At 76.1% G+C, this 17,867-nt stretch carries 13 protein-coding genes and 1 pseudogene; 11 read left to right on the top strand and 3 right to left on the bottom strand.

Features of this window, described 5'->3' with window-relative positions; translation table 11 throughout:
* Window positions 1-100 (top strand): potassium-transporting ATPase subunit C (locus ACFXGN_RS29715; RefSeq protein ID WP_384865036.1); only part of this gene is annotated, 100 nt, incomplete at its 5' end.
* Between the two features lie 19 nt (window positions 101-119).
* Here ACFXGN_RS29715 and ACFXGN_RS29710 read toward each other — a convergent pair.
* The gene (locus ACFXGN_RS29710; RefSeq protein WP_384865021.1) at window positions 120-1,268 is read right to left on the bottom strand and encodes a winged helix DNA-binding domain-containing protein; all 1,149 of its coding nucleotides are present in this window, start codon (window positions 1,266-1,268) and stop codon (window positions 120-122) included.
* Between the two features lie 152 nt (window positions 1,269-1,420).
* Between ACFXGN_RS29710 and ACFXGN_RS29705 the strand changes: the two genes are divergently transcribed.
* The 5 genes and pseudogenes from ACFXGN_RS29705 to ACFXGN_RS29685 all read left to right on the top strand — a co-directional run bounded on the left by ACFXGN_RS29705 (window position 1,421) and on the right by ACFXGN_RS29685 (window position 8,556).
* On the top strand, window positions 1,421-2,287 hold the full coding sequence (locus ACFXGN_RS29705; RefSeq protein WP_384865019.1) for a hypothetical protein: 867 nt from the start codon (window positions 1,421-1,423) through the stop codon (window positions 2,285-2,287).
* Window positions 2,288-2,445: 158 nt separating this feature from the next.
* The gene (locus tag ACFXGN_RS29700; RefSeq protein ID WP_384865017.1) at window positions 2,446-3,783 is read left to right on the top strand and encodes an esterase-like activity of phytase family protein; all 1,338 of its coding nucleotides are present in this window, start codon (window positions 2,446-2,448) and stop codon (window positions 3,781-3,783) included.
* Window positions 3,784-4,043: 260 nt separating this feature from the next.
* Window positions 4,044-4,880, top strand: coding sequence for a hypothetical protein (locus tag ACFXGN_RS29695; protein WP_384865015.1), 837 nt, complete (start codon window positions 4,044-4,046; stop codon window positions 4,878-4,880).
* 149 nt (window positions 4,881-5,029) lie between these two features.
* A pseudogene (locus ACFXGN_RS29690) lies at window positions 5,030-5,812 on the top strand (ABC transporter ATP-binding protein); the annotation flags it as partial.
* Between the two features lie 212 nt (window positions 5,813-6,024).
* Window positions 6,025-8,556 (top strand): ABC transporter permease, encoded by a 2,532-nt coding sequence (locus ACFXGN_RS29685; RefSeq protein ID WP_384865013.1) that lies wholly within the window; start codon window positions 6,025-6,027, stop codon window positions 8,554-8,556.
* Between the two features lie 140 nt (window positions 8,557-8,696).
* On the opposite strand, the gene ACFXGN_RS29680 is transcribed toward ACFXGN_RS29685, so the two are convergent.
* A complete protein-coding gene (locus tag ACFXGN_RS29680; protein WP_384865012.1) occupies window positions 8,697-9,194 on the bottom strand; it encodes an ArsI/CadI family heavy metal resistance metalloenzyme in 498 nt (165 codons plus the stop codon).
* Window positions 9,195-9,282: 88 nt separating this feature from the next.
* Between ACFXGN_RS29680 and ACFXGN_RS29675 the strand changes: the two genes are divergently transcribed.
* From ACFXGN_RS29675 to ACFXGN_RS29660, 4 genes are all read left to right on the top strand, one after another.
* On the top strand, window positions 9,283-9,669 hold the full coding sequence (locus ACFXGN_RS29675) for an ArsR/SmtB family transcription factor (protein ID WP_384865034.1): 387 nt from the start codon (window positions 9,283-9,285) through the stop codon (window positions 9,667-9,669).
* A gap of 158 nt (window positions 9,670-9,827) precedes the next feature.
* Window positions 9,828-10,595, top strand: coding sequence for an aquaporin (locus ACFXGN_RS29670; RefSeq protein WP_384865032.1), 768 nt, complete (start codon window positions 9,828-9,830; stop codon window positions 10,593-10,595).
* On the top strand, window positions 10,592-11,011 hold the full coding sequence (locus tag ACFXGN_RS29665) for an arsenate reductase ArsC (protein WP_384865010.1): 420 nt from the start codon (window positions 10,592-10,594) through the stop codon (window positions 11,009-11,011). Before ACFXGN_RS29670 ends, ACFXGN_RS29665 begins: the two co-directional genes overlap by 4 nt.
* A 240-nt stretch (window positions 11,012-11,251) precedes the next feature.
* Window positions 11,252-13,516, top strand: a complete 2,265-nt coding sequence (locus ACFXGN_RS29660) for an ATP-binding protein (RefSeq protein ID WP_384865008.1) — start codon at window positions 11,252-11,254, stop codon at window positions 13,514-13,516.
* Window positions 13,517-13,600: 84 nt separating this feature from the next.
* On the opposite strand, the gene ACFXGN_RS29655 is transcribed toward ACFXGN_RS29660, so the two are convergent.
* Entirely contained in the window at window positions 13,601-15,391 is a 1,791-nt protein-coding gene (locus tag ACFXGN_RS29655) for a hypothetical protein (RefSeq protein WP_384865006.1), read from the bottom strand.
* 144 nt (window positions 15,392-15,535) lie between these two features.
* Here ACFXGN_RS29655 and ACFXGN_RS29650 point away from each other — a divergent pair, with 144 nt between their 5' ends.
* The gene (locus tag ACFXGN_RS29650) at window positions 15,536-17,737 is read left to right on the top strand and encodes a hypothetical protein (protein ID WP_384865004.1); all 2,202 of its coding nucleotides are present in this window, start codon (window positions 15,536-15,538) and stop codon (window positions 17,735-17,737) included.
* Window positions 17,738-17,867: the final 130 nt, after the last annotated feature.

Here is a 17,867-nt window from a genome sequence, read left to right as displayed (position 1 = left end):
CCACACCCACGGCCGGATCCTCGGCTTCATCGGCGAACCCCGCGTCAACGTCCTCGAACTCAACACCGCCCTGAAGAACCTCACGACGGCCAAGGACTGAGACCCGGGTCCACCGCTCCTCAGCGGGCCGGGAGCAGCCGGGTCTCGACGGCCGGGAGGCCCTTGACCCACCAGTGGTCGTAGCGGCCGTAGACCCGGGGGTCGCGGTCGGCCAGCAGGGCACCGAGCGCCTCGGCCTCGGCCGCGAGCCCGTCCCACACCTGGGCGGGCAGCGGTTCGAAGGCCGAGGCTTCGACGCCTCCGTCGACCGGGCGCCAGACCCCGGCCACGTACCCGTCGACGAGGAGGGTCGGCAGGGTGTCGCCGTTCACCCGGATCACGTGCTTGCGGTACGCGGGCGGGAGGACGCGGCCACGGTCGGCGTAGGCGAGCAGGACGCTGTCCCACATGGCCATCAGCCGGGGCGGCGCCGGGACGTCCTCGTCGGGCAGCGGCGCCCCCGGCACGTCGTACAGGACCGTCCCCCCGGGGCCCTCCCGCTGCTCCAGGGCGTCGCCGAGCAGCCGTACCGCCTCGCGCACCTCGCCCCGGGGGGCCAGGGTGAACTGGGCCATGTCGGGGACGGACGCGGGGCCGAAGCCCTCCAGATAGCGGCGGAGCAGGACGGCGAGGCCCGCCGCCGAGGCCGCGGGGTCGGCGAGGACCGGCCGGGTGCCCGCCGCCACGAACGACTGGGCCGTCCCGAACGACCACGGCGGGCCCGTCGGCGCGTGCCACAGCGGCGCGTACTGCCGGATCATCCGCCAGACCACGGCCTCCACGGGGCCGCCCCGGGCCTCCTCGATACGGGAGCGCAGCTCGGCCCCGCTCCGGGCCGCGTCCGCGTACCGGAGGAGACCGGGCAGCAGGGCGTCGGCGTCCTCGGCGGTGAACCCGGCCGCCCGGTAACGGGGATCACGCAGCCGGGAGCCGCGCAGGGTGGGCTCCATGGCCTCCCGGAAGGCCCGGTAGTCCTCGGCGTGCACGAGGTGCAGCGTGATCCGCATGAGGGTCGACCGGACCAACGCGTACTGTTCCAGGGCTTCGTCGAGCCGCTCCGGGGCGAATCCCTCGACACGGTTCCACAGCGCCACGTACGGCGAACCCGGCTGCTGCGCCTGGAGCGCGACCACCCGCCGTACGGCCTCCGCGACCCCGATCGGCTCCCGTTCCAGCAGCAACTGCCGTGCGAGCGTGGACCGGTTGAGGGCGCGTGCGGTGATCGTCATGGCCCGATTGTCCCCGGCGGCGGCCGGAGACCCGCCGCCGGTTCCCGGCCCGCCCCTGAGGTGCGGCGAACCCTCCAGCGGACGCCCGTGGTTCACGCGGTCCACGGCCGGGAGTCACCTGGATCTCACCCTCGCTCATGAGGATCGTCCCCATGACCTCCACGCCCCGGGCCGGACGCCCGGCCGCCGCCGTGTCCGCCGTCGCCCTCGCCTCGGCCGCCGCGCTCCTCGTCCCGTCCTCCCCGGCGCACGCCGCCGCCGACGCCGTCCCGTCCTACGAGGTGAAGATCAACCTCACCGCGTCGGTCCTGGACGCCTCCCACAACCCCGGCGCGGCGGTCAAGTCGGCCTTCGGCATCACCGGTTCGGCCAAGACGCGCTCCTACGGCTACTACGACACCGACGGTCTGGCGCTCGACGCCCAGGGCTGGAGCGTCCGGCTCCGCCACAAGGACGGCTCGTCCTTCGAGGAGACGTACAAGAAGCGCTTCCCCGTCACGGACGGCGACATCGGCGCCGCCCTGACCGCCGCGAAGGCGGCCGGTTTCGACAGCGGCGACACCAACTACAAGGCCGAGGTCGACTGGGGCTACGCCAAGCAGACCCTCAGCTTCAGCACCGAGAAGAGCCGCAGCGCCAAGGGCTACTCCGGCACCACCCTCCCGGCCGGTGCGACCGGCCGCGACTGGCTCGTGAACGACGTCCCCGGCAAGCTCGCCGACTGGAACTCCCCCGGCTGGGGCACCGGCACCCTTCAGACCTCCCGTCTCCACGGCGGAGTGACCGCGAAGGTGTACGGCGGCGCCTGGGGCGCGTCCGACGACGCGAGCATCGAGGTGCTGCCGGTCGTCGGCGCGGACGGCACGGGCACGGAGTACGTCGTCGAGCTGTCCTTCAAGACGGACTCGGGCACCGACGCGGCGAAGCTCCACGCCGACGCCCTCGCCCTCGCCGAGGCCAACGGCTGGCTGTACCACGGCGACATCCTCAAGACGCGGCTCATCCTCGACCGTTACTAGGACACCGCCGGGCCCGGGGTGCGGCCGGGTCCGCCGTCGCCGTCGGGCGTTCACCAGGAACTCCCTCTCCCTTCGCACACGCGATACCCCTCGTTGTGGCCGGAATCGGACCATGAGGCGGGCCTCACGGCCACCACCATGTGTTCAAGGGAGTTCAGATGAATCCGCGCCTCCTGCGCCGGCCCGCCCTCGTGGTCCTGCCGCTGTCCGCCGCGCTCGCGCTCACGGCGCTCACGGGGACGGCCGGGGCGGAGCCCGCGCGGCACGGTCACGCCGCCCGGGTCGTCTCCACCGCGACCCTGCCCGACATCCCGCTGGCCCGGTTCAGCAACGCCCTGCTCCCCGGCAGCGTCCGCGACGACCGGAACGTGGACCTCGGCGGCATCGGCAGCGACCTCTACCCGGCCGAACGCCACGGCGAGTACTGGACCGTCACCGACCGGGGCCCCAACGGCCAGATAGCGGTCGGCAAGGACAAGCGGCGCACCTTCCCGGTCCCCGGCTTCGACCCGGCGATCGTCAAGGTCCGGACCGTCGGCGACCGCCTCCAGGTCGTCCGGGCGATCCCGCTCACCACCGCGTCCGGCGCCCCCGTCACCGGTCTGCCCAACCAGCCGGGCCGCGACGAGGCCCCGTACACCCACGACGCCTCGGCCCCGCTCCCGTACAACCCGAACGGCCTCGACACCGAGGGCCTCGTCCGCGACCGCGACGGCAGCTTCTGGCTCGTCGACGAGTACGGCCCCTCGCTCGTGCACGTCTCCGCCCGGGGCCGGGTCCTGGCCCGCCACGTCCCCAAGGGGCTGGGCCTGACCGGCGCCGACTACCCGGTGGTCGAGTCCCTGCCGTCGGTCTTCCTCAAGCGCAAGGTCAACCGTGGCTTCGAGGGCCTCGCGCTGCTCCCCGACGGCGACCTCGTGATGGCGCTCCAGAGCCCCCTCCTCAACCCCGACAAGGCCACCGGCGAGGAGTCCCGCAACACGCGCCTGGTGCGCTTCTCGCCCCGGAAGAACCGCGTCACCGCCGAGTACGCCTACCGCTTCGACCCGGTCGGCGTCGTCGAGCCCGGCCAGACGAAGACCTCCGAGCTGAAGATCTCCTCCGTCGTCGCGCTCGGCGGCGACCGCCTCCTCGTCCAGGAGCGCACCGACAAGTCCGCCCGCGTGTACGAGGTACGGCTCCGCCGGAGCTCCGACATCCTCGGCTCCGCCTGGGACACCACCGCCTCCCCGGCCCTGGAGCAGCTCGACGGCCCGGCGGCCGACCGGGGCCCCTTCCTCGCCAAGCGCCTGGTGCTCGACCTGAACACCGTCCCCGGCGTCCCCGGCAAGATCGAGGGCATCGCCGTCGAGGGCTCCTCGACGCTCGTCGTCGTCAACGACAACGACTTCGGCATGACGGACGGCCCGGAGGCCTTCGACGCCAAGGGCCGTCTCGTGGACAGCGGCATCGAGACGAAGCTCGTCCGCGTACGGCTGGCGCACCCGATCCGCTGACCCGGTCCGCTGGCCTGGTCCGCTGGCCTGGTCCCCGCTGGCCCGGTCCGCCCGCCCCGGCCTCCAGGGGGCCGTGCGGGTGATCTCGGCGGCCGTACGGCGACCCGCGTCCCGTACGGCCGCCGTCCGGCCAAGTGGAAGATCGTTCCTGCTGCCCGGGGACGCCGGTACGGCCCCGGGGCCCGCCTCCCCGCTCCAGGTGACCGTTGCGGGTCCGGCTCGTTGCCCGGTCTATATCGGTCACACGACGGAGGTGTGCAGTGAGCGGAGAACGGACGGGCACGGCGCGGAAGCCGGTCATGGGCGACGCCGAGGACGTACGCGGGGCGGCCGAGGCACTGGGCCGGGGGTGCGCGGTCGCGCACGGCTTCGGCAACCTCTACGCCCTCACCGCCCGCGCCGACCGCGAGGTCGTCGAACGGGTCAACCGGATGAAGGGCCGCCCGGCCACCCAGGTCGGCAGCGTCACCACCGTCCGCGACCGGATCCGTTCCCTCTTCGACTGGCCCCGGCTGCCCGCCGAGATCCCGCGCCGGCAGATCCAGGACCTCGTCGACGAACTGTTCGCCCTCGGCCCCTTCGGCTTCCGGGGCCCCGCCGCCGCCCACGTACCGCCCCATCTGACCGCCGTCCAGGACGGTGTGCCGACGGTCCAGCTGATCGGCCCCGGCTACCGCTGCCCCTCCAACCGCTTCCTCGCCGAAGCCCTGGCGGGCACCGGCACCGGATTCCTCTCCGTCACCTCGGTGAACCTCTCCCGGCACCGGACCGGGACGGACCACGAACCGGCGCACTGGCGCGCCGACGGGGTGGCCGCCGATTTCGGCCACGAGCCGGAGGTCCGCCTCCTCGCCCACGAGGACGAGGCGGCCGCCCGCCTCCGGCACCCGCACCACGCCACGACCTCGACCACGCTCCTGTCCTTCCACCACACACCGGGCCACGGCCGCTCCGGGCTGCCCGCCCTCACCCTCGAACGGCACGGCTCCCTCTCCGCCGACCACACCCGCGCGGTCGCCGCCAACCACGGCTTCGCCCTCGTCGTCCCGCCCCGGGCCGCACCGCGCCTGGCCGCCCGGAGCTACCCGGCGGGCTGAGACGGGCCCGGGACGCCCCCGTGCCCCGCCGCATCCCCGCACCGGCCGGGGGATACCCCCACCCGCAGGAGCCCGGCTGACTCCATTTCCGCTGTTCGGCGCCCTGACTACGGTCGAAGGCACAGTCGGTCGGCGAGGAAGGGAACACCATGGGGCGGCGTCGGGGCAGCGGAGACACCGAACGGCACGGGGGCGCCGCTCCCGCGATCGAGGTGCGCTCCGTCACCCGCTCCCACGGGCGGGGAGCCGGGACCGTACGGGCGCTCCACGGCGTGGACCTGACGCTGGAGCGGGGCAGCTTCACCGCCGTGATGGGCCCCTCGGGCTCCGGCAAGAGCACCCTCCTGCAGTGCGCGGCCGGTCTGGACCGGCCGACCTCCGGGCAGGTCCTGCTGGGCGGGGAGGACATCACCGGTCTCAGCGAGGACCGGCTGACGGAACTGCGGCGCACCCGCGTCGGGTTCGTCTTCCAGTCCTTCAACCTGCTGCCCTCCCTGACGGTCCTGCAGAACGTGCTGCTGCCCCAGCGGCTCGCGGGCGTACGGCAGGACCGGCGGCGGGCCCAGCAGCTGCTCACCGAGGTGGGGCTCGCGGACCACGGCGCCAGGCGCCCCGGGCAGCTGTCGGGCGGTCAGCAGCAGCGGGTGGCCATCGCCCGCGCGCTGATCACGGACCCGGAGGTGGTGTTCGCGGACGAGCCGACCGGCGCCCTGGACACCCGGTCCGCCCGGGAGGTCCTGGGGCTGCTGCGGCGCGCGGTCGACACGATGGGCGCCACGGTCGTCATGGTCACCCACGACCCGGTGGCCGCGTCCCACGCGGACCGGGTGCTCTTCCTGGCCGACGGGACCCTGGTGGGCACCCTGCGACAGCCGGACCCGCAGACGGTGGCCGACCGGATGAACCTGCTGACGGGCGGGGCGGGAGCGTCGGGAGAGATGAGTGGGGTCGCTGGTGCGGGTGGTGTGACCAGTGCGGCTGGTGGGGGTGGGGCGGCTGGTCTGGGGGGCCCGACTGGTGGGGGTGGTGTGGTTGGGGCGGCTGATGCGTGGTCCACCAGTGGCGCCACAGACGTCACCGGCTCCACCGGCGCCACCGGCGCCACCGGCGCCACCGCCGCTCAGGGGCGCGCCGGGGCCGTCGCGTGACGAACGGTCTCGCGCGGGCCTCCGTGCGCTTCAGGCCCGCGTCCTTCGTGGGCAGCCTCGTCGCCCTGTTCCTCGCGGCGGTCGTCATCACCGCCTGCGGCACCCTGCTCCAGACCGGCGTCACCGCCCACGCGCCGACCGTGCGCTACGCCGGGTCCCCCGTGGTCGTCTCCGGCGACCCCTACGTCCGGATCACCTTCGAGGAGGCCGGGGAACGTCAGTCGCAGCAGAGCCCGCTGCCCGAGCGCGCCCGCGTCGCCACGGCCCTGGCCGCCGAGATCGCCGCCCGCCCCGGTGTCGCCGGGGCCGTACCCGACCTGTCCTTCCCCCTCCTGACGGCGGGGGCACCGGACGCGCTGCCCGCCCTCACCGGACGGAACTTCTCGGCCACCGCCCTCATCGCGGGCGACCCGCCCCGGAGCCGCGCCCCCGGAGCCGGGGAGATCCTCCTCGAAGAGGGCGTCGCACGGGCGGCGGGCCTCGCCCCCGGGGACCGGGTCTCGCTGAACGCCCCCGGCGGCAGCGGGAGCTACCTGGTGGCGGGAGTGCTTCCCGCACCGGCCGACGGCCCGAGCGCCTGGTTCGCGGACCCGGTGGCCGAGCAGCTGTCCGGACACCCCGGGACGGCCGACGCCATCGCCGTGACCGCCCGGGACGGCGTGTCCACGGCCGCCCTCGCGGAGCGGGTGCGCCGGGCCGTGGACGGCCGCGCCGAGGTCGCCACCGGTGACGCGCGCGGCGCCATGGAGGTTCCGGCGCTCGCCGGGGCCAAGGAGGTGCTGACCGGCCTCGGCGGCTCCTTCGGCGGCATCGCCGCCCTGACCGCCGTCTTCGTGGTCGTGGGCACGATCGCGCTGGCCACCGGACAGCGGGCCCGGGAGTTCGCCGTGCTGCGGGCGATCGGCGCGACGCCCCGGCAGATCCGCCGCACCATCGCCACCGAAGCGCTGCTCGTCGCCCCCGTCGCGGCGGCCCTGGGCGTCCTGCCCGGCGTGGCGCTGGCCCGCTGGTGGTTCGGCGAACTCGTCGACCGGGGCGCCGTACCGCCCCAGGTCTCCCTGGACACGGGCGTCCTGCCGATGGCGATCGCCGTGGGGGTCTGCGCGCTCGCCGCGCTGACCGCCGGGTGGACGGCCGCCCGCCGCCCCGCGCGGCTGCGCCCCGGGCAGGCGCTGGGGGAGGCGGCCGTGGAGCCCGCCCGGCCCGGCGCCGTCCGGATCGTCCTGGGGCTCGGGGCCCTCGCGGGCGGCACCGCGCTCGCCGTCCTGGCCGCCGGGCTCGGCGGCGAGGACGCCGCCAACACCGCCCTCGGCGTCATCATGTGCTTCCTGCTCGGCGTCGCCCTGCTCGGCCCGCTCCTGGCCCGGCTGTGCGCGAGCGTCCTCGGACTGCCCCTGAGGGCGGGCGCCGCCGGGGCGCCGGGCTCCCTGGCCGCCGACAACACCCGGGCCCAGGCCCGCCGTCTGGCCTCGGCCATCACCCCGATCATCATGGTCACGGCCTTCTGCGGCACGCTGCTCCTCATCCAGAGCAGCGTCGGTCACGCCTCCGGGGAGAACGTCCGGGACGCGGTCGTCGCCGACCACGTACTCGGCTCGACCGGCCCCGGTCTGCCCGCCGGAACCGCCGAACGGGCCGCCCGCGCACCGGGCGTGGCCGCCGCGACCGGGGTGCTCCGCACCGGAGCGCTCTACCGGTCGGGCGACACGCTCGCCTCCGTGACGGTCCTGGGCGTCTCCGGCGACCCGCGCGGCCTGCCGGAGGTGCTCGACCTCGGGGTGCGGAGCGGTTCGCTGAGCGCCCTGCGGACGGCCGACACCGTCGCCCTCGACACCCTGGTCGCCGAGGACCTGGGGGTACGGACGGGGGACCGGGTCGCGCTCTGGCTGGGCGACGGCACCGAGGTCAGGCCCACCGTGGTCGCCACGTACGCGCGGGGACTCGGCGTGGGACAGGCCGTGATGCCCCGCGCCGCGCTCGCCGCGCACGTGACGACCGCCCTGGACGGTCAGGTGCTCGTCGCTGCGGCCCCCGGCGCCGACCCGGAGGAGACGGCCCGTCGGCTCGGCGCGCTCGCCCCGGGGGCGACGGTCACCGACGCGGCCGGATACGGGGCCCAGGCCGACCGCGCGCGGGAGCTCGACGCCTGGGCCAACACGGTCATGGCCGCCGTGCTCGGCGGGTTCGCCGCCGTCGCCGCCGCCAACACCCTGGTGATGACGGTCCTCGACCGCCGCCGCGAGATCGGCCTCCTGCGCCTCTCCGGCACCACCCGGCGCCAGGTGCGGGACATGATGCGCTGGGAGGCGCTCCTCGTCGCCGTGTCGGGGCTCCTCGTCGGCGGGGCCATCGCCTGGACCACCCTCGTCCCCGTCGCCCGGGGCATCACGGGAGCGGCCCCGTACGTCCCGTTCGGCACGGCGGCCCTCCTGGTCGGCGGCGCGCTCCTCCTCACCCTCACCGCCACGGGCCTGCCCACCCTGTCCCTGCTCCGCACCCGCCCGATCGAAGCGGGCGGCGGCCGGTAGCCGAGGACGGGCGCGGGGGCCGGGGGACCCGGGCGGGGGAGCCCGTACGGCCGGGGGCGGCGGCCGGAGCCCGTACGACGGGAGGAGGCCGTGCGGCCGGGGCCGCCGTACGGGCCGGAGGAGGCCGTGCGGCGGGCCGGTCAGCCGCCGCAGCACCCGGCGGGAGCCGCGCCCCCGGCCGGAGCCGCGTCCCCGGCCGGAGCCGCCGCCCCGGCGTCCGCGCCGGGGGCCGTCTCCCGGTCCAGGAGCGAGGGAGCCTTCCCCGGGGTGTCGGCGTCGGACTTGACGACGTACACCTCCCACGGTTCCCGGCCGGGGCCGGTGACCCAGACCTTGTCCTGGAGGGCGTAGCAGCAGGAGGTGTCGTTCTCCTCGAAGGTGGCCAGGCCCGCGTCCTTGAGGCGGTCGGCGGCGGCGGTGACGTCCCCGGTGGTGGCGACCTCGACGCCGAGGTGGTCGAGCCGGGTGTCCTCGCCGGGCCCGCCCTCGATCAGGACGAGCTTGAGCGGGGGTTCGGCGACGGCGAAGTTGGCGTAGCCGGGGCGGCGCTTGGCGGGTTCGGTGCCGAAGAGCCGGGAGTAGAAGGCGATCGAGCCTTCGAGGTCGGCGACGCGCAGGGCGAGCTGGATCCGGGACACGGCGGGCTCCACTTCAGCGGGATGTATATCGATGTCTGTCGATACGGTCGACCTTGCCATCGGCATCGACGGCTGTCAATATCGAAGAATGTCGAAACAGATGACTCCGCCGCCCCCGGCCGGGCGGGACGACGGGACGACGTGCTGCGCGCCGATGGTCCGCCGACCACTGGCCGAGGAGGCGGCGGGCGAGCTGGCCCGGATGTTCAAGGCGCTCGCGGACCCGGTCCGGCTGAGGCTGCTCTCGCTGATCGCCTCGCACGAAGGCGGCGAGGCCTGCGTCTGCGACCTGACCGGGCCGTTCGACGTCTCGCAGCCGACCATCTCCCACCACCTCAAGGTGCTGCGCGAAGCCGGTCTCGTCGACTCCGAGCGGCGCGGCACCTGGGTCTACTACTGGGTCCTGCCCGACGCCCTCGCCCGGCTCTCGGCCCTGCTCCGGATCCCCGGCGCGCCCGGAGAGGCCCCGGAATGAGCGGTACGGCGCAGTCGCCGCCCGGGGCGGGGCGCGAGAAGTGGCGTACGGCGGACCCGGAGCACGAGGCGGACCCCCGGCCCCGGCCCCGGGCGGACGGCCCCGGCGCCAGCGTCCCCGGCCACGGCACCCCCGGCTCCACCGCCCCCGGCCCCGCCATCCCCGGCGACGGCACCCCCGGCCCCGCCGCCCCCGGTCCGGCGCCCCTGGCGCGGCGGGCCCTGGTCGAAGGGCTCGGCACGGCCGCGCTGGTCGCCGTCATCGTCGGCTCCGGCATCCAGGCCACCGTGCTCACCGAGGACCCCGGCCTCCGGCTGCTGGCCAACTCCCTGGCGACCGCCTTCGGCCTGGGCGCGCTGATCGCCCTGCTGGGCCCGGTGTCCGGCGCGCACTTCAATCCGGCCGTGACGCTCGCCGCCCGCTTCTCGGGCCCGGGTCCCTCGCGGCGCGAGACGGTCGCCTACGTGTCCGCCCAGATCGCCGGGGCGATCGGCGGCGCGGTCCTCGCGGACGCCGTGCACGGCCGGACACCGGGGGTGTTCTCCGGCCACGACCGGTTCGCCGGGCACCTCTGGCTGGCCGAGGCCGTCGCCACGGCCGGGCTGGTCTGGCTGGTCTTCGGACTGACCCGCGCGGGCCGCGCCCACCTCGCCCCGGTCCTGGTCGCCGCGTACATCGCGGCGGCCTACTGGTTCACCTCCTCCACCGGCTTCGCCAACCCGGCGGTGACGATCGGCCGCGCCTTCACGGACAGCTTCTCCGGCATCGCCCCCACGTCCGTCGCCCCGTTCGTCGGCGCCCAGCTCCTCGGGGCGGCCGTCGGCCTGGCGCTGGTCACGATCAGCTTCGGCCGCCGCCCGGCCCCCGCCCGTACCACCACGGAACCCGCCGTGCCCACCGAACCGGAAAGCGTCCCCACCGCATGAGCACCCCCACCACCCCCTCGGTCCTGTTCGTCTGCGTGCACAACGCGGGCCGCTCCCAGATGGCCGCCGCCTTCCTCGCCCGGCTCGGCGGTGACGGGGTCCGCGTCCGCTCCGCGGGCTCCGCCCCGGCCGACTCGGTCCACCCCGCCGTGGCCGAGGCCATGAGCGAGGTGGGCGTCGACATCTCCGCCGAGACCCCCGGACTGCTCACCCCGGAAGCGGTACGGACCTCCGACGTCGTCATCACGATGGGCTGCGGCGACGCCTGCCCCGTCTTCCCCGGCCGGCGCTACCTCGACTGGCGGCTCGACGACCCGGCGGGCCTGGGCGTCGAGGCCGTACGGCCGCTCCGCGACGAGATCGAGCGGCGCGTCCGGGGTCTCCTCGCGGAACTCGGCGTCGAACCCCTCGGGTGACCGTCCCTGCCCCCGTCCCCGTCGCCGGGCCGGTCGTGGACGACGGCTCCGCGCCGGACTCCCGTACGGGTGAGGTGACGGAGTCGCCCCGCGCGGCCCGTTCTCCCGGCTCCGGCGGGCCCGGGGGCCGCGCGTATCGCGCCGGACGGGGAGCCGAAGAAGCGCGAACGCCTCCACGATCCACGGACGCGGCGATACAGTCCGGCGGAACGGGTCCGGCGACCAGGGGGAGGGGCCGACGTGCTGGAGGTCGTGGCGCTCAGCGCGCTGACCACGTTCCTGCTGGGGGTGGGGAACGGAGCCGCCGGAGAGATCGGCAAGAACCTGACCCTGTCGGCGGGAGCCCTGGTCAGACGGACCCTCGGACGGGAGACCCCGCTCCCCGCCGACGCGGAGGAGCGCCGGGCGCTGGCCTCGCGCGTGCACGCCCGCCTCGGGAACGATCCACGGCGGGCCGGTGAATGGGCGCTGATGCTGGAGAGCGCCCCCGACGAGACCCCCGAACCGTCCCGGGGCGCGATGCCCCCGGCGCCCTGGGCGTTCACGGACCGTCAGAAGGTGCTCAAGCGGCTGATGAGGGAGGCCGACCGCCCCTGGGAGGGACGGCCCCGGGTCGTGCTCCTCTCGGGCCCCCCGGGCAGCGGCTCCACCTCGATCGCGCTCCGGCTCGGGGCCCAGGGCCGCGACCGGTTCCCCGACGGGCGGTACTACGTCGACCTGCGCGACACCGCCGGGGAGACCGGGCCGGAACCGTCGGCGGTCCTGCTGCGGCTGCTGCGCGAGATGGACGTGCCCACCGACAGCGTCCCCGCCACCGAGGCGGGCCGCGAGCGGCTCTACCGGACGCTCACCGAGGGGCGCAGAGCCCTGGTGGTGATCGACCACACGACCTCGTCCGCGCAGGTCCGCGCCCTCGTACCGGCGACACCCGGAGTCCTGCTCGTGGTCGTCGTGTCCGGGCCGCCCCCGCTCGTCGAGGCCGAGCGGATCGCCGTACCGCCGCTGACCGACCGGTACGCGAAGCGGCTCGTACGGAAGGTGGCCGGGCCGCAACACGCCGCACGGGTCAAGGCCGGGCTGCCCGGAGTGCTCGACCGCTGCCGGGGCAACGCCTTCGCCCTCCACGCGGAGGCCCGGCTCCTCGCCCGGGACGAGCCGGGGCCGACGTCCCCGCCCCCGGCGGGCCGAGGGCCCGCGTCCGCACTCCGGGACGGCCGGGGAGCCGGGCCCCTGCCCCCGGACGGCCGCGAGACCGCCGCCTCCCCGGCCCGCGACGGCCGGGCGCCCGGCTCCGCGCTCCCCGCCCCCGCGGGGCCGGACCATCCGGTACGGACGGCGGCGCGGCTCGCCTCGCTCCGGCTCGGTCCCGAGGCGGAGCGGCTGTGCCGACTGACCGCGCTCGGCGGCTGGCCGTCCGTCAGCGTCCCGATCGCCGCAGCCGCCGCCGGTACCGACGAGGCCACGGCCGCCCGGCTGCTCGACGAGGTGGCGGCCGTCGGCCTCCTTGAACCCCTCCCGGACCTGCGGTACCGCTTCCGGCCCGAGACCAGGAGGCAACTGGCCGAGACCGCCACCGCCGAGTACGGCCTCGGCGCCTGCGCGGACGCCGTGGACCGGATGCTCGAAGCACTGCTCGGGCGCGTACTGCCCGCGTCCCGCGCCGCCCTGCCGGAGAGCTGGCGGACCGAACTCCCGCCGGGGTACCGGGACGGGGCCGACGCGGTCCCGGACGGCATCGCCGTACTGGCGGCGGAAGCGGCCAACGTGGCCCGTGCGGTCGCCCTCGCCGAGGAGCACCGGCGGACCGGCACCGCCCTCTGGCTGGCCCGTGCCCTGTGGCCGCTCCAGCTGAAGGCCGGACACTGGGACGAGGTGCTCCCGGCGCTCCGGGATGCGGCGCGCCACGCCGAGGAGACCCGGGCGGACGAACGGATGACGGGCGCGCTCCACTTCCAACTGGCCCACTGTCTGGGGGAGATGGGCCGGGTGGAGCAGGCGCTCCGGGCGGCACGGGCGGCCGTGACGTACGAGCGTGCGGCCGGTCACACGCGCGGCGAGGCCTCGGCCGTGGAACTGCTGGGCCTGTTGAGCCTGAACCGCTGGTCGTACGAGGAGGCCCACGAGAGGTTCACCGAGGCCGAGGCCGTCTACCGGAGGATCGGGGCGGGCGAGGAGGGCGCGGCCGACCTGCCGAGGGCCCTCGCGCTTGCCGAGCGCCACCGGGGCCGGGCCCTGCGCGGGATGGGCAGGACGGACGAGTCCCGCCGGTGCCTGGAGAACGCCGTGGACTTCTTCGCGGGCCGCACCGGGGCGCCCCCGGAGGCGTACAACCGGGCCCGTTCCCTCACGGACCTCGCGGAGACCCTGCACGAGAGCGGCGACGACCCGGCGGCCCTGGCGAGGATCGCCGAGGCGGAGGCGCTGCTGCCGTCCTCCGCGACCCCGCACCTCGCCTATCTCACGGGTCTGCGACGGCGGTGCGCCGCCTCCGCGTCGGCGGGGTGAGCGGGCGGGGACGGCGGTCCCGGGCAGCGGTCCGGCGCGGGAGGTCCGGCGCCGGGAGGTCCGGCCGGGGCGCCGCCCGTCGGCTCAGCCGGAGGTCTCCACACGGAACGGATGCGCACCGCCGCCGGTGTGCGCCCGGAGCACGACCCCCCGCGCGGGGACCGTCCCGCCGTACGCCAGCCAGGCGTGCAGGGCCGAGGCGTACGCGGCCGGATCGGCGTCCGCCCCGGCTCCCGCTTCGGCGGCCAGCAGGAACGTGCCGTGTGCCCGGCTTCGTACGACACAGGTGTCGGGCCCCGTCACGTACACCGCCGTCGCGCAGTGCGGATGCAGCCGCAGCACCTCCGCGGTCCACGTGCCGGGGCCGCCCAGACGGGGATCGTCGGCCCGCCCGTCGCGCGTGATCACGTCCGCCACGTCGAGGTCCTCCGGGCGCCGGGTCTCCTCGTGCACGGCGAGATGGGCGTCGCCGAAGGCGCCGGGGGGATGCCCGGCGGACCGCTCGACCACGATGTCCGTCCCCTCCGCCCGGGTCCGCACGTGCAGCGGCGACGTCACCCCGCGCGGGGTGTACGGGGGGAGCGGGAGCGGTTCGAGGGACGCCGGGGCGGTCGGCTCGGGCAGGTCCATCAGGGCGTAGAAGTGGCTGCGCAGCAGCCCCGCCGAGCGGCCCGGGGCCGAGGTGACGAACCCGGCGGGGGCGGGATCCGGCCGGTGCGCCTCGATCCCCCGTACCACCTGGGGGAGCAGCGGGGCGTGCGGGTCGAGCCGGGGCGCGTGCCGGACGAAGTCCGCGAGGGGCGCCTCGGCGTCGAGCACGCCCGCTCCGTCGGCGGTCAGCAGGACGGGGGTGCCGAGGGCGGCGGCGTAGTAGGACACCGCCCCGAAGTCCCCGAGGACGAGGTCGGCGGCGAGCAGGGCCTGCCGCCACGCGTGGACGGGGTCGATCAGGGCCAGCCCGTCGCGGCGCGCGCGGTCGAGCCAGGCCCGGATCTGGCCGGGACCGTGCCCGTACCAGATGTTCGGATGGAGGACGGCGGCCAAGTGATAGCCGTCGAGGGGCAGTTCGGCGGCGAGGCGAGGGAGGAGGCCGGGCAGGACGTCCCGCCCGCCGCCGTTCCCGAAGAGCCCCTCGGGGTTCCACGTCGAGTTCAGGACGACGAGCCGTTGTCCCCCGCGGACTCCGAGCGCCCGCCGGAATCTGTCCCGGTACGGGCGCGCCGCGAGCATACGGTCGTAACAGGGGTCACCCGCGAGGACGGCCGAGGGGACCGCCTCCGCGCAGACGCGGGCGAGCCGCTCCAACTGCTCGGGATGGGAGAGGACGAGCCCGTCGACGAAGGGCCGCCCGTCGGGCAGGAGCCACTCCGGAGAGAGACCGAACGTGGGCTCCGGGCCTCCGGCTTCCGCACCCTGGACGCCTGAGGTCCCGGCTCCCGGCTCCCGGCTCCCGGCTCCCGGCTCCCGGCTCCCGGCTCCCGGCTCCCGGCTCCCGGTTTTGGCCAGTCTCTTAGTGTATCCAACGCCGTGGGAGAGGACGGACAAGTTGCCCTGGAGCAGGTCGAGTTCGCCGCCGAAGCTCGCCGAGATCGCCAGGTCCACGGGGGTGGACAGGGCCTGTTCCCAGGGCAGTTCGGGCAGGCGCAGTTCATGGAGGAGGTCGCGGACGCCGTCCTGGAAGGCGGACGACCCCGTGGAGGTGACCAGGAGCTGGACGCGGAAGTCGTCGTGGAACAGCGGCACCAGGTCCATCAGACGGCCCGCCGAGGTGACGTTGTGGACCACCAGCAGCACCCGGCGCCGGGTGCTCCGGCTCGTCCACCGGCGGGATCCCTCCCCGACCGGTACGCGAATGGCCAGGGGTTCGGGCCCCACGGGTGACCTCCTGAACGAGCGTGACGTGGTCGCGCCACCCTATCCGCGATCAGTGCCGTGACCAGTGCCGTGACCAGTGCCGTGATCGGTGTCGCGGCCGGTGGTCCGGCGGCGTTGTCGGAGGCGGCTGGCACGATGCCCCGCATGGATCTCGCACACCCGCTCGACGGCCTGGACACCGTTCCCTGGGCCTCCTCCTCCCACGCGTACGGCGACGCGGCGGACCTGCCCGAACTGCTGAGGGTGTTGACCGGCACGGACCCGGAGGCGGCGGGCCGGGCGGTGTCGGACCTGTACGGGAGGGTGCTGCACCAGGGAACGGTCTACGAGGCCAGCGCGGAGGCGGCGCCGTTCCTGGCCGGGATCGCGGCGGCCGGGCACCGTACGGCCGAAGTCCTGGGGCTGCTCGGCGGCATGGCCGAGAGCGAGGACGAGTACGGGGTGGCGCCGGGCGCGGTGCGGACCGCCGTGGCCGGACAACTGCCGCTGCTCCTGCCGCTGCTGGCCGACGCCGATCCCGACGTCCGCAGGACCGCCGCCTGGGCGGTCTCGCACACCCGGGTCACCGGGACCGTCCTGCCCGCGCTGTGCGCCCGGTGGGCGGAGGAGTCCGATCCCGCCGCCCGGACGGAGCTCCTGGCCGGGATCGCCCGGCTCGACCCGGAGCGGGGAGCGGTCGAGGCGGCCGGGGTCCTGGACCCGTCCCAGCCCCCCGAGGTGCGGCTGGCCGCCGTCCATGTCCACCTCGACGCGGGCGCTCCGTGGACCGGGGCCCTGCACGACATGGTGCTGTCCCTCCTGCCCGCCGACTCCCTCCGCTCCGATCTCGACGACCAGCGCGGCGAGCCGCTGGCCGCCGTCGTCGGGGCGCTGCTGCGCCGGGGCGACGAGAGGACGCGCGAGGCGGCCTTCGTGCTGGTCGACGCCGCCCTGCGGGACGGCGGGGCCGAGGTCCGGGAGGAGGGCGTCTGGGCGGCGGAGTGCGCCTGTGCCGTCTCGCGCACCGCCCCGCACCGGCTGGTGGAGGGCCTGCGGGCGGCGGCGGTCGACGAGACGTCCGTGGTCGCCATGGCCCCCCTGCTCGGTCGGCTGGGCCCCGCCGCCGCACCGGTCGCGGACGTCCTCGTCCCGCTCGCCGGACGGAACCCGGACCGGGAGGACGACCACGCCGACCGTGCCCTGGCGGCGCTCGTGCGGATCGCCCCCGACCGGGCGGCCCCGCTCCTCGCCGCCGGACTCGGGCGCCGCCCGCGCGCGCTGGGCGCGGCCACCGGGCCGTGGCACGCGGAGAGCGCGGACTTCCCGTACGACGGCGGTCTCCTCGACGCCGTGCGGTCCTGCCTCTCCCGGCCCACGGAGCCGGTCCGCGACGAACCCGTGCGGCTGATGGGGCTGTTGGCGGGGTGGGGCGCCGAGGCGGTGGCCGCGCTGCCCGAACTGTGCGCGGCGCTCCCGCACTTCCCCGGCCCGGCCGCCCGTGCCCTTGCCGCCGTCGCCGCCGGGAGCGCGCCCCGGGACCGGGCCGCGGCCGTCGCCGCGCTGACGGAGGCGGCCGGAGCGGGGGGCCTTCCGGCGGCGAAGGCCCTGTACGACCTCACCGGCGACCCCGTACCGCTGCTCCGGAACCTCGAACGGGAACTCGGCGGCTCAGAAGGGGACATGGGTGACGCGGCGCGGGCCGCCGCCGCGCTCGGCCCCCGGGGAGCGGCACTGGAGCCCTTGCTGCGCGGGGCGCTCGGCGACCCCGAGGAGACGGCCTCCTCGGTCCTCGACACGGACACGGCCCTCGCGGAAGCCCTGTGGCGCGTCACGGGGGACCCGGCCCCCGCGGTCGCCGTCCTGGGGTCGGTCCTCGCCCGCGCCGAGCACGGTCGCTGGTCGCGCCGGTCGGTGGTACGGGCGGCCCGCGCCGCCGCGCTCCTCGGTCCGGCGGGCCGCCCGCTCACACCCGGGCTGGAAGCGGCCCTCGACGACCCGACACCGGCCCCGGCGGTGGTGCTCGCCCTGATCGCCGTGTCGGAACCCTCGGGTCTCGACCGCGCCGCGCTCGCCGGGGCGGCACTGACGTCGGCCGAGCTGGACGCCGACCCGACGGGAGCCTGCGAAGCCCTGGAGGCCCTGGTGTCCCTGGAGCTTCCGGGGGCCGGGGCCCTGGACGGCGAGTCGCTCAGCCGCCTCGCCGCCCTCGCCGAAGGCGACGCCCGGGTGGTCCGCTCGGGCCTGGAGGACCTCGTCATCGAGCGGGACGAGACCTTCCGGCATCGCGCGCGCACGCTTCTCACGGCCGTCACGGAGGCCTTCGCGGCGGCGGCGCCAGCGGGACGGCGGGGCGCACCGAGCGCGTGACGGGAGAGAGTCACGGGGGGTGCTGGGTGCCGGACTGTCGGGTGCCGGGCGTGGGGTCTTGAGCCGTTCGGTGCCGGGCGCCGCCGGGGCTCCGGCCCCCGTCCGGGGCGGGGTTCCAGCCCCCATCCGG

The organism is Streptomyces sp. NPDC059247 (genome assembly GCF_042754005.1).
Lineage (GTDB): Bacteria > Actinomycetota > Actinomycetes > Streptomycetales > Streptomycetaceae > Streptomyces.
Note: the sequence above shows the minus strand (reverse complement) of the source record. Positions and strands in the feature narration are given on the sequence as shown.

What these genes read in the sequence shown, in the direction of transcription:
- ACFXGN_RS29710 (WP_384865021.1), bottom strand. Translation starts at nt 1,268, where the DNA reads ATGACGATCACCGCACGCGCCCTCAACCGGTCCACGCTCGCACGGCAG.
- ACFXGN_RS29705 (WP_384865019.1), top strand. Translation starts at nt 1,421, where the DNA reads ATGACCTCCACGCCCCGGGCCGGACGCCCGGCCGCCGCCGTGTCCGCC.
- ACFXGN_RS29700 (WP_384865017.1), top strand. Translation starts at nt 2,446, where the DNA reads ATGAATCCGCGCCTCCTGCGCCGGCCCGCCCTCGTGGTCCTGCCGCTG.
- ACFXGN_RS29675 (WP_384865034.1), top strand. Translation starts at nt 9,283, where the DNA reads ATGTCGAAACAGATGACTCCGCCGCCCCCGGCCGGGCGGGACGACGGG.
- ACFXGN_RS29665 (WP_384865010.1), top strand. Translation starts at nt 10,592, where the DNA reads ATGAGCACCCCCACCACCCCCTCGGTCCTGTTCGTCTGCGTGCACAAC.
- ACFXGN_RS29650 (WP_384865004.1), top strand. Translation starts at nt 15,536, where the DNA reads ATGGATCTCGCACACCCGCTCGACGGCCTGGACACCGTTCCCTGGGCC.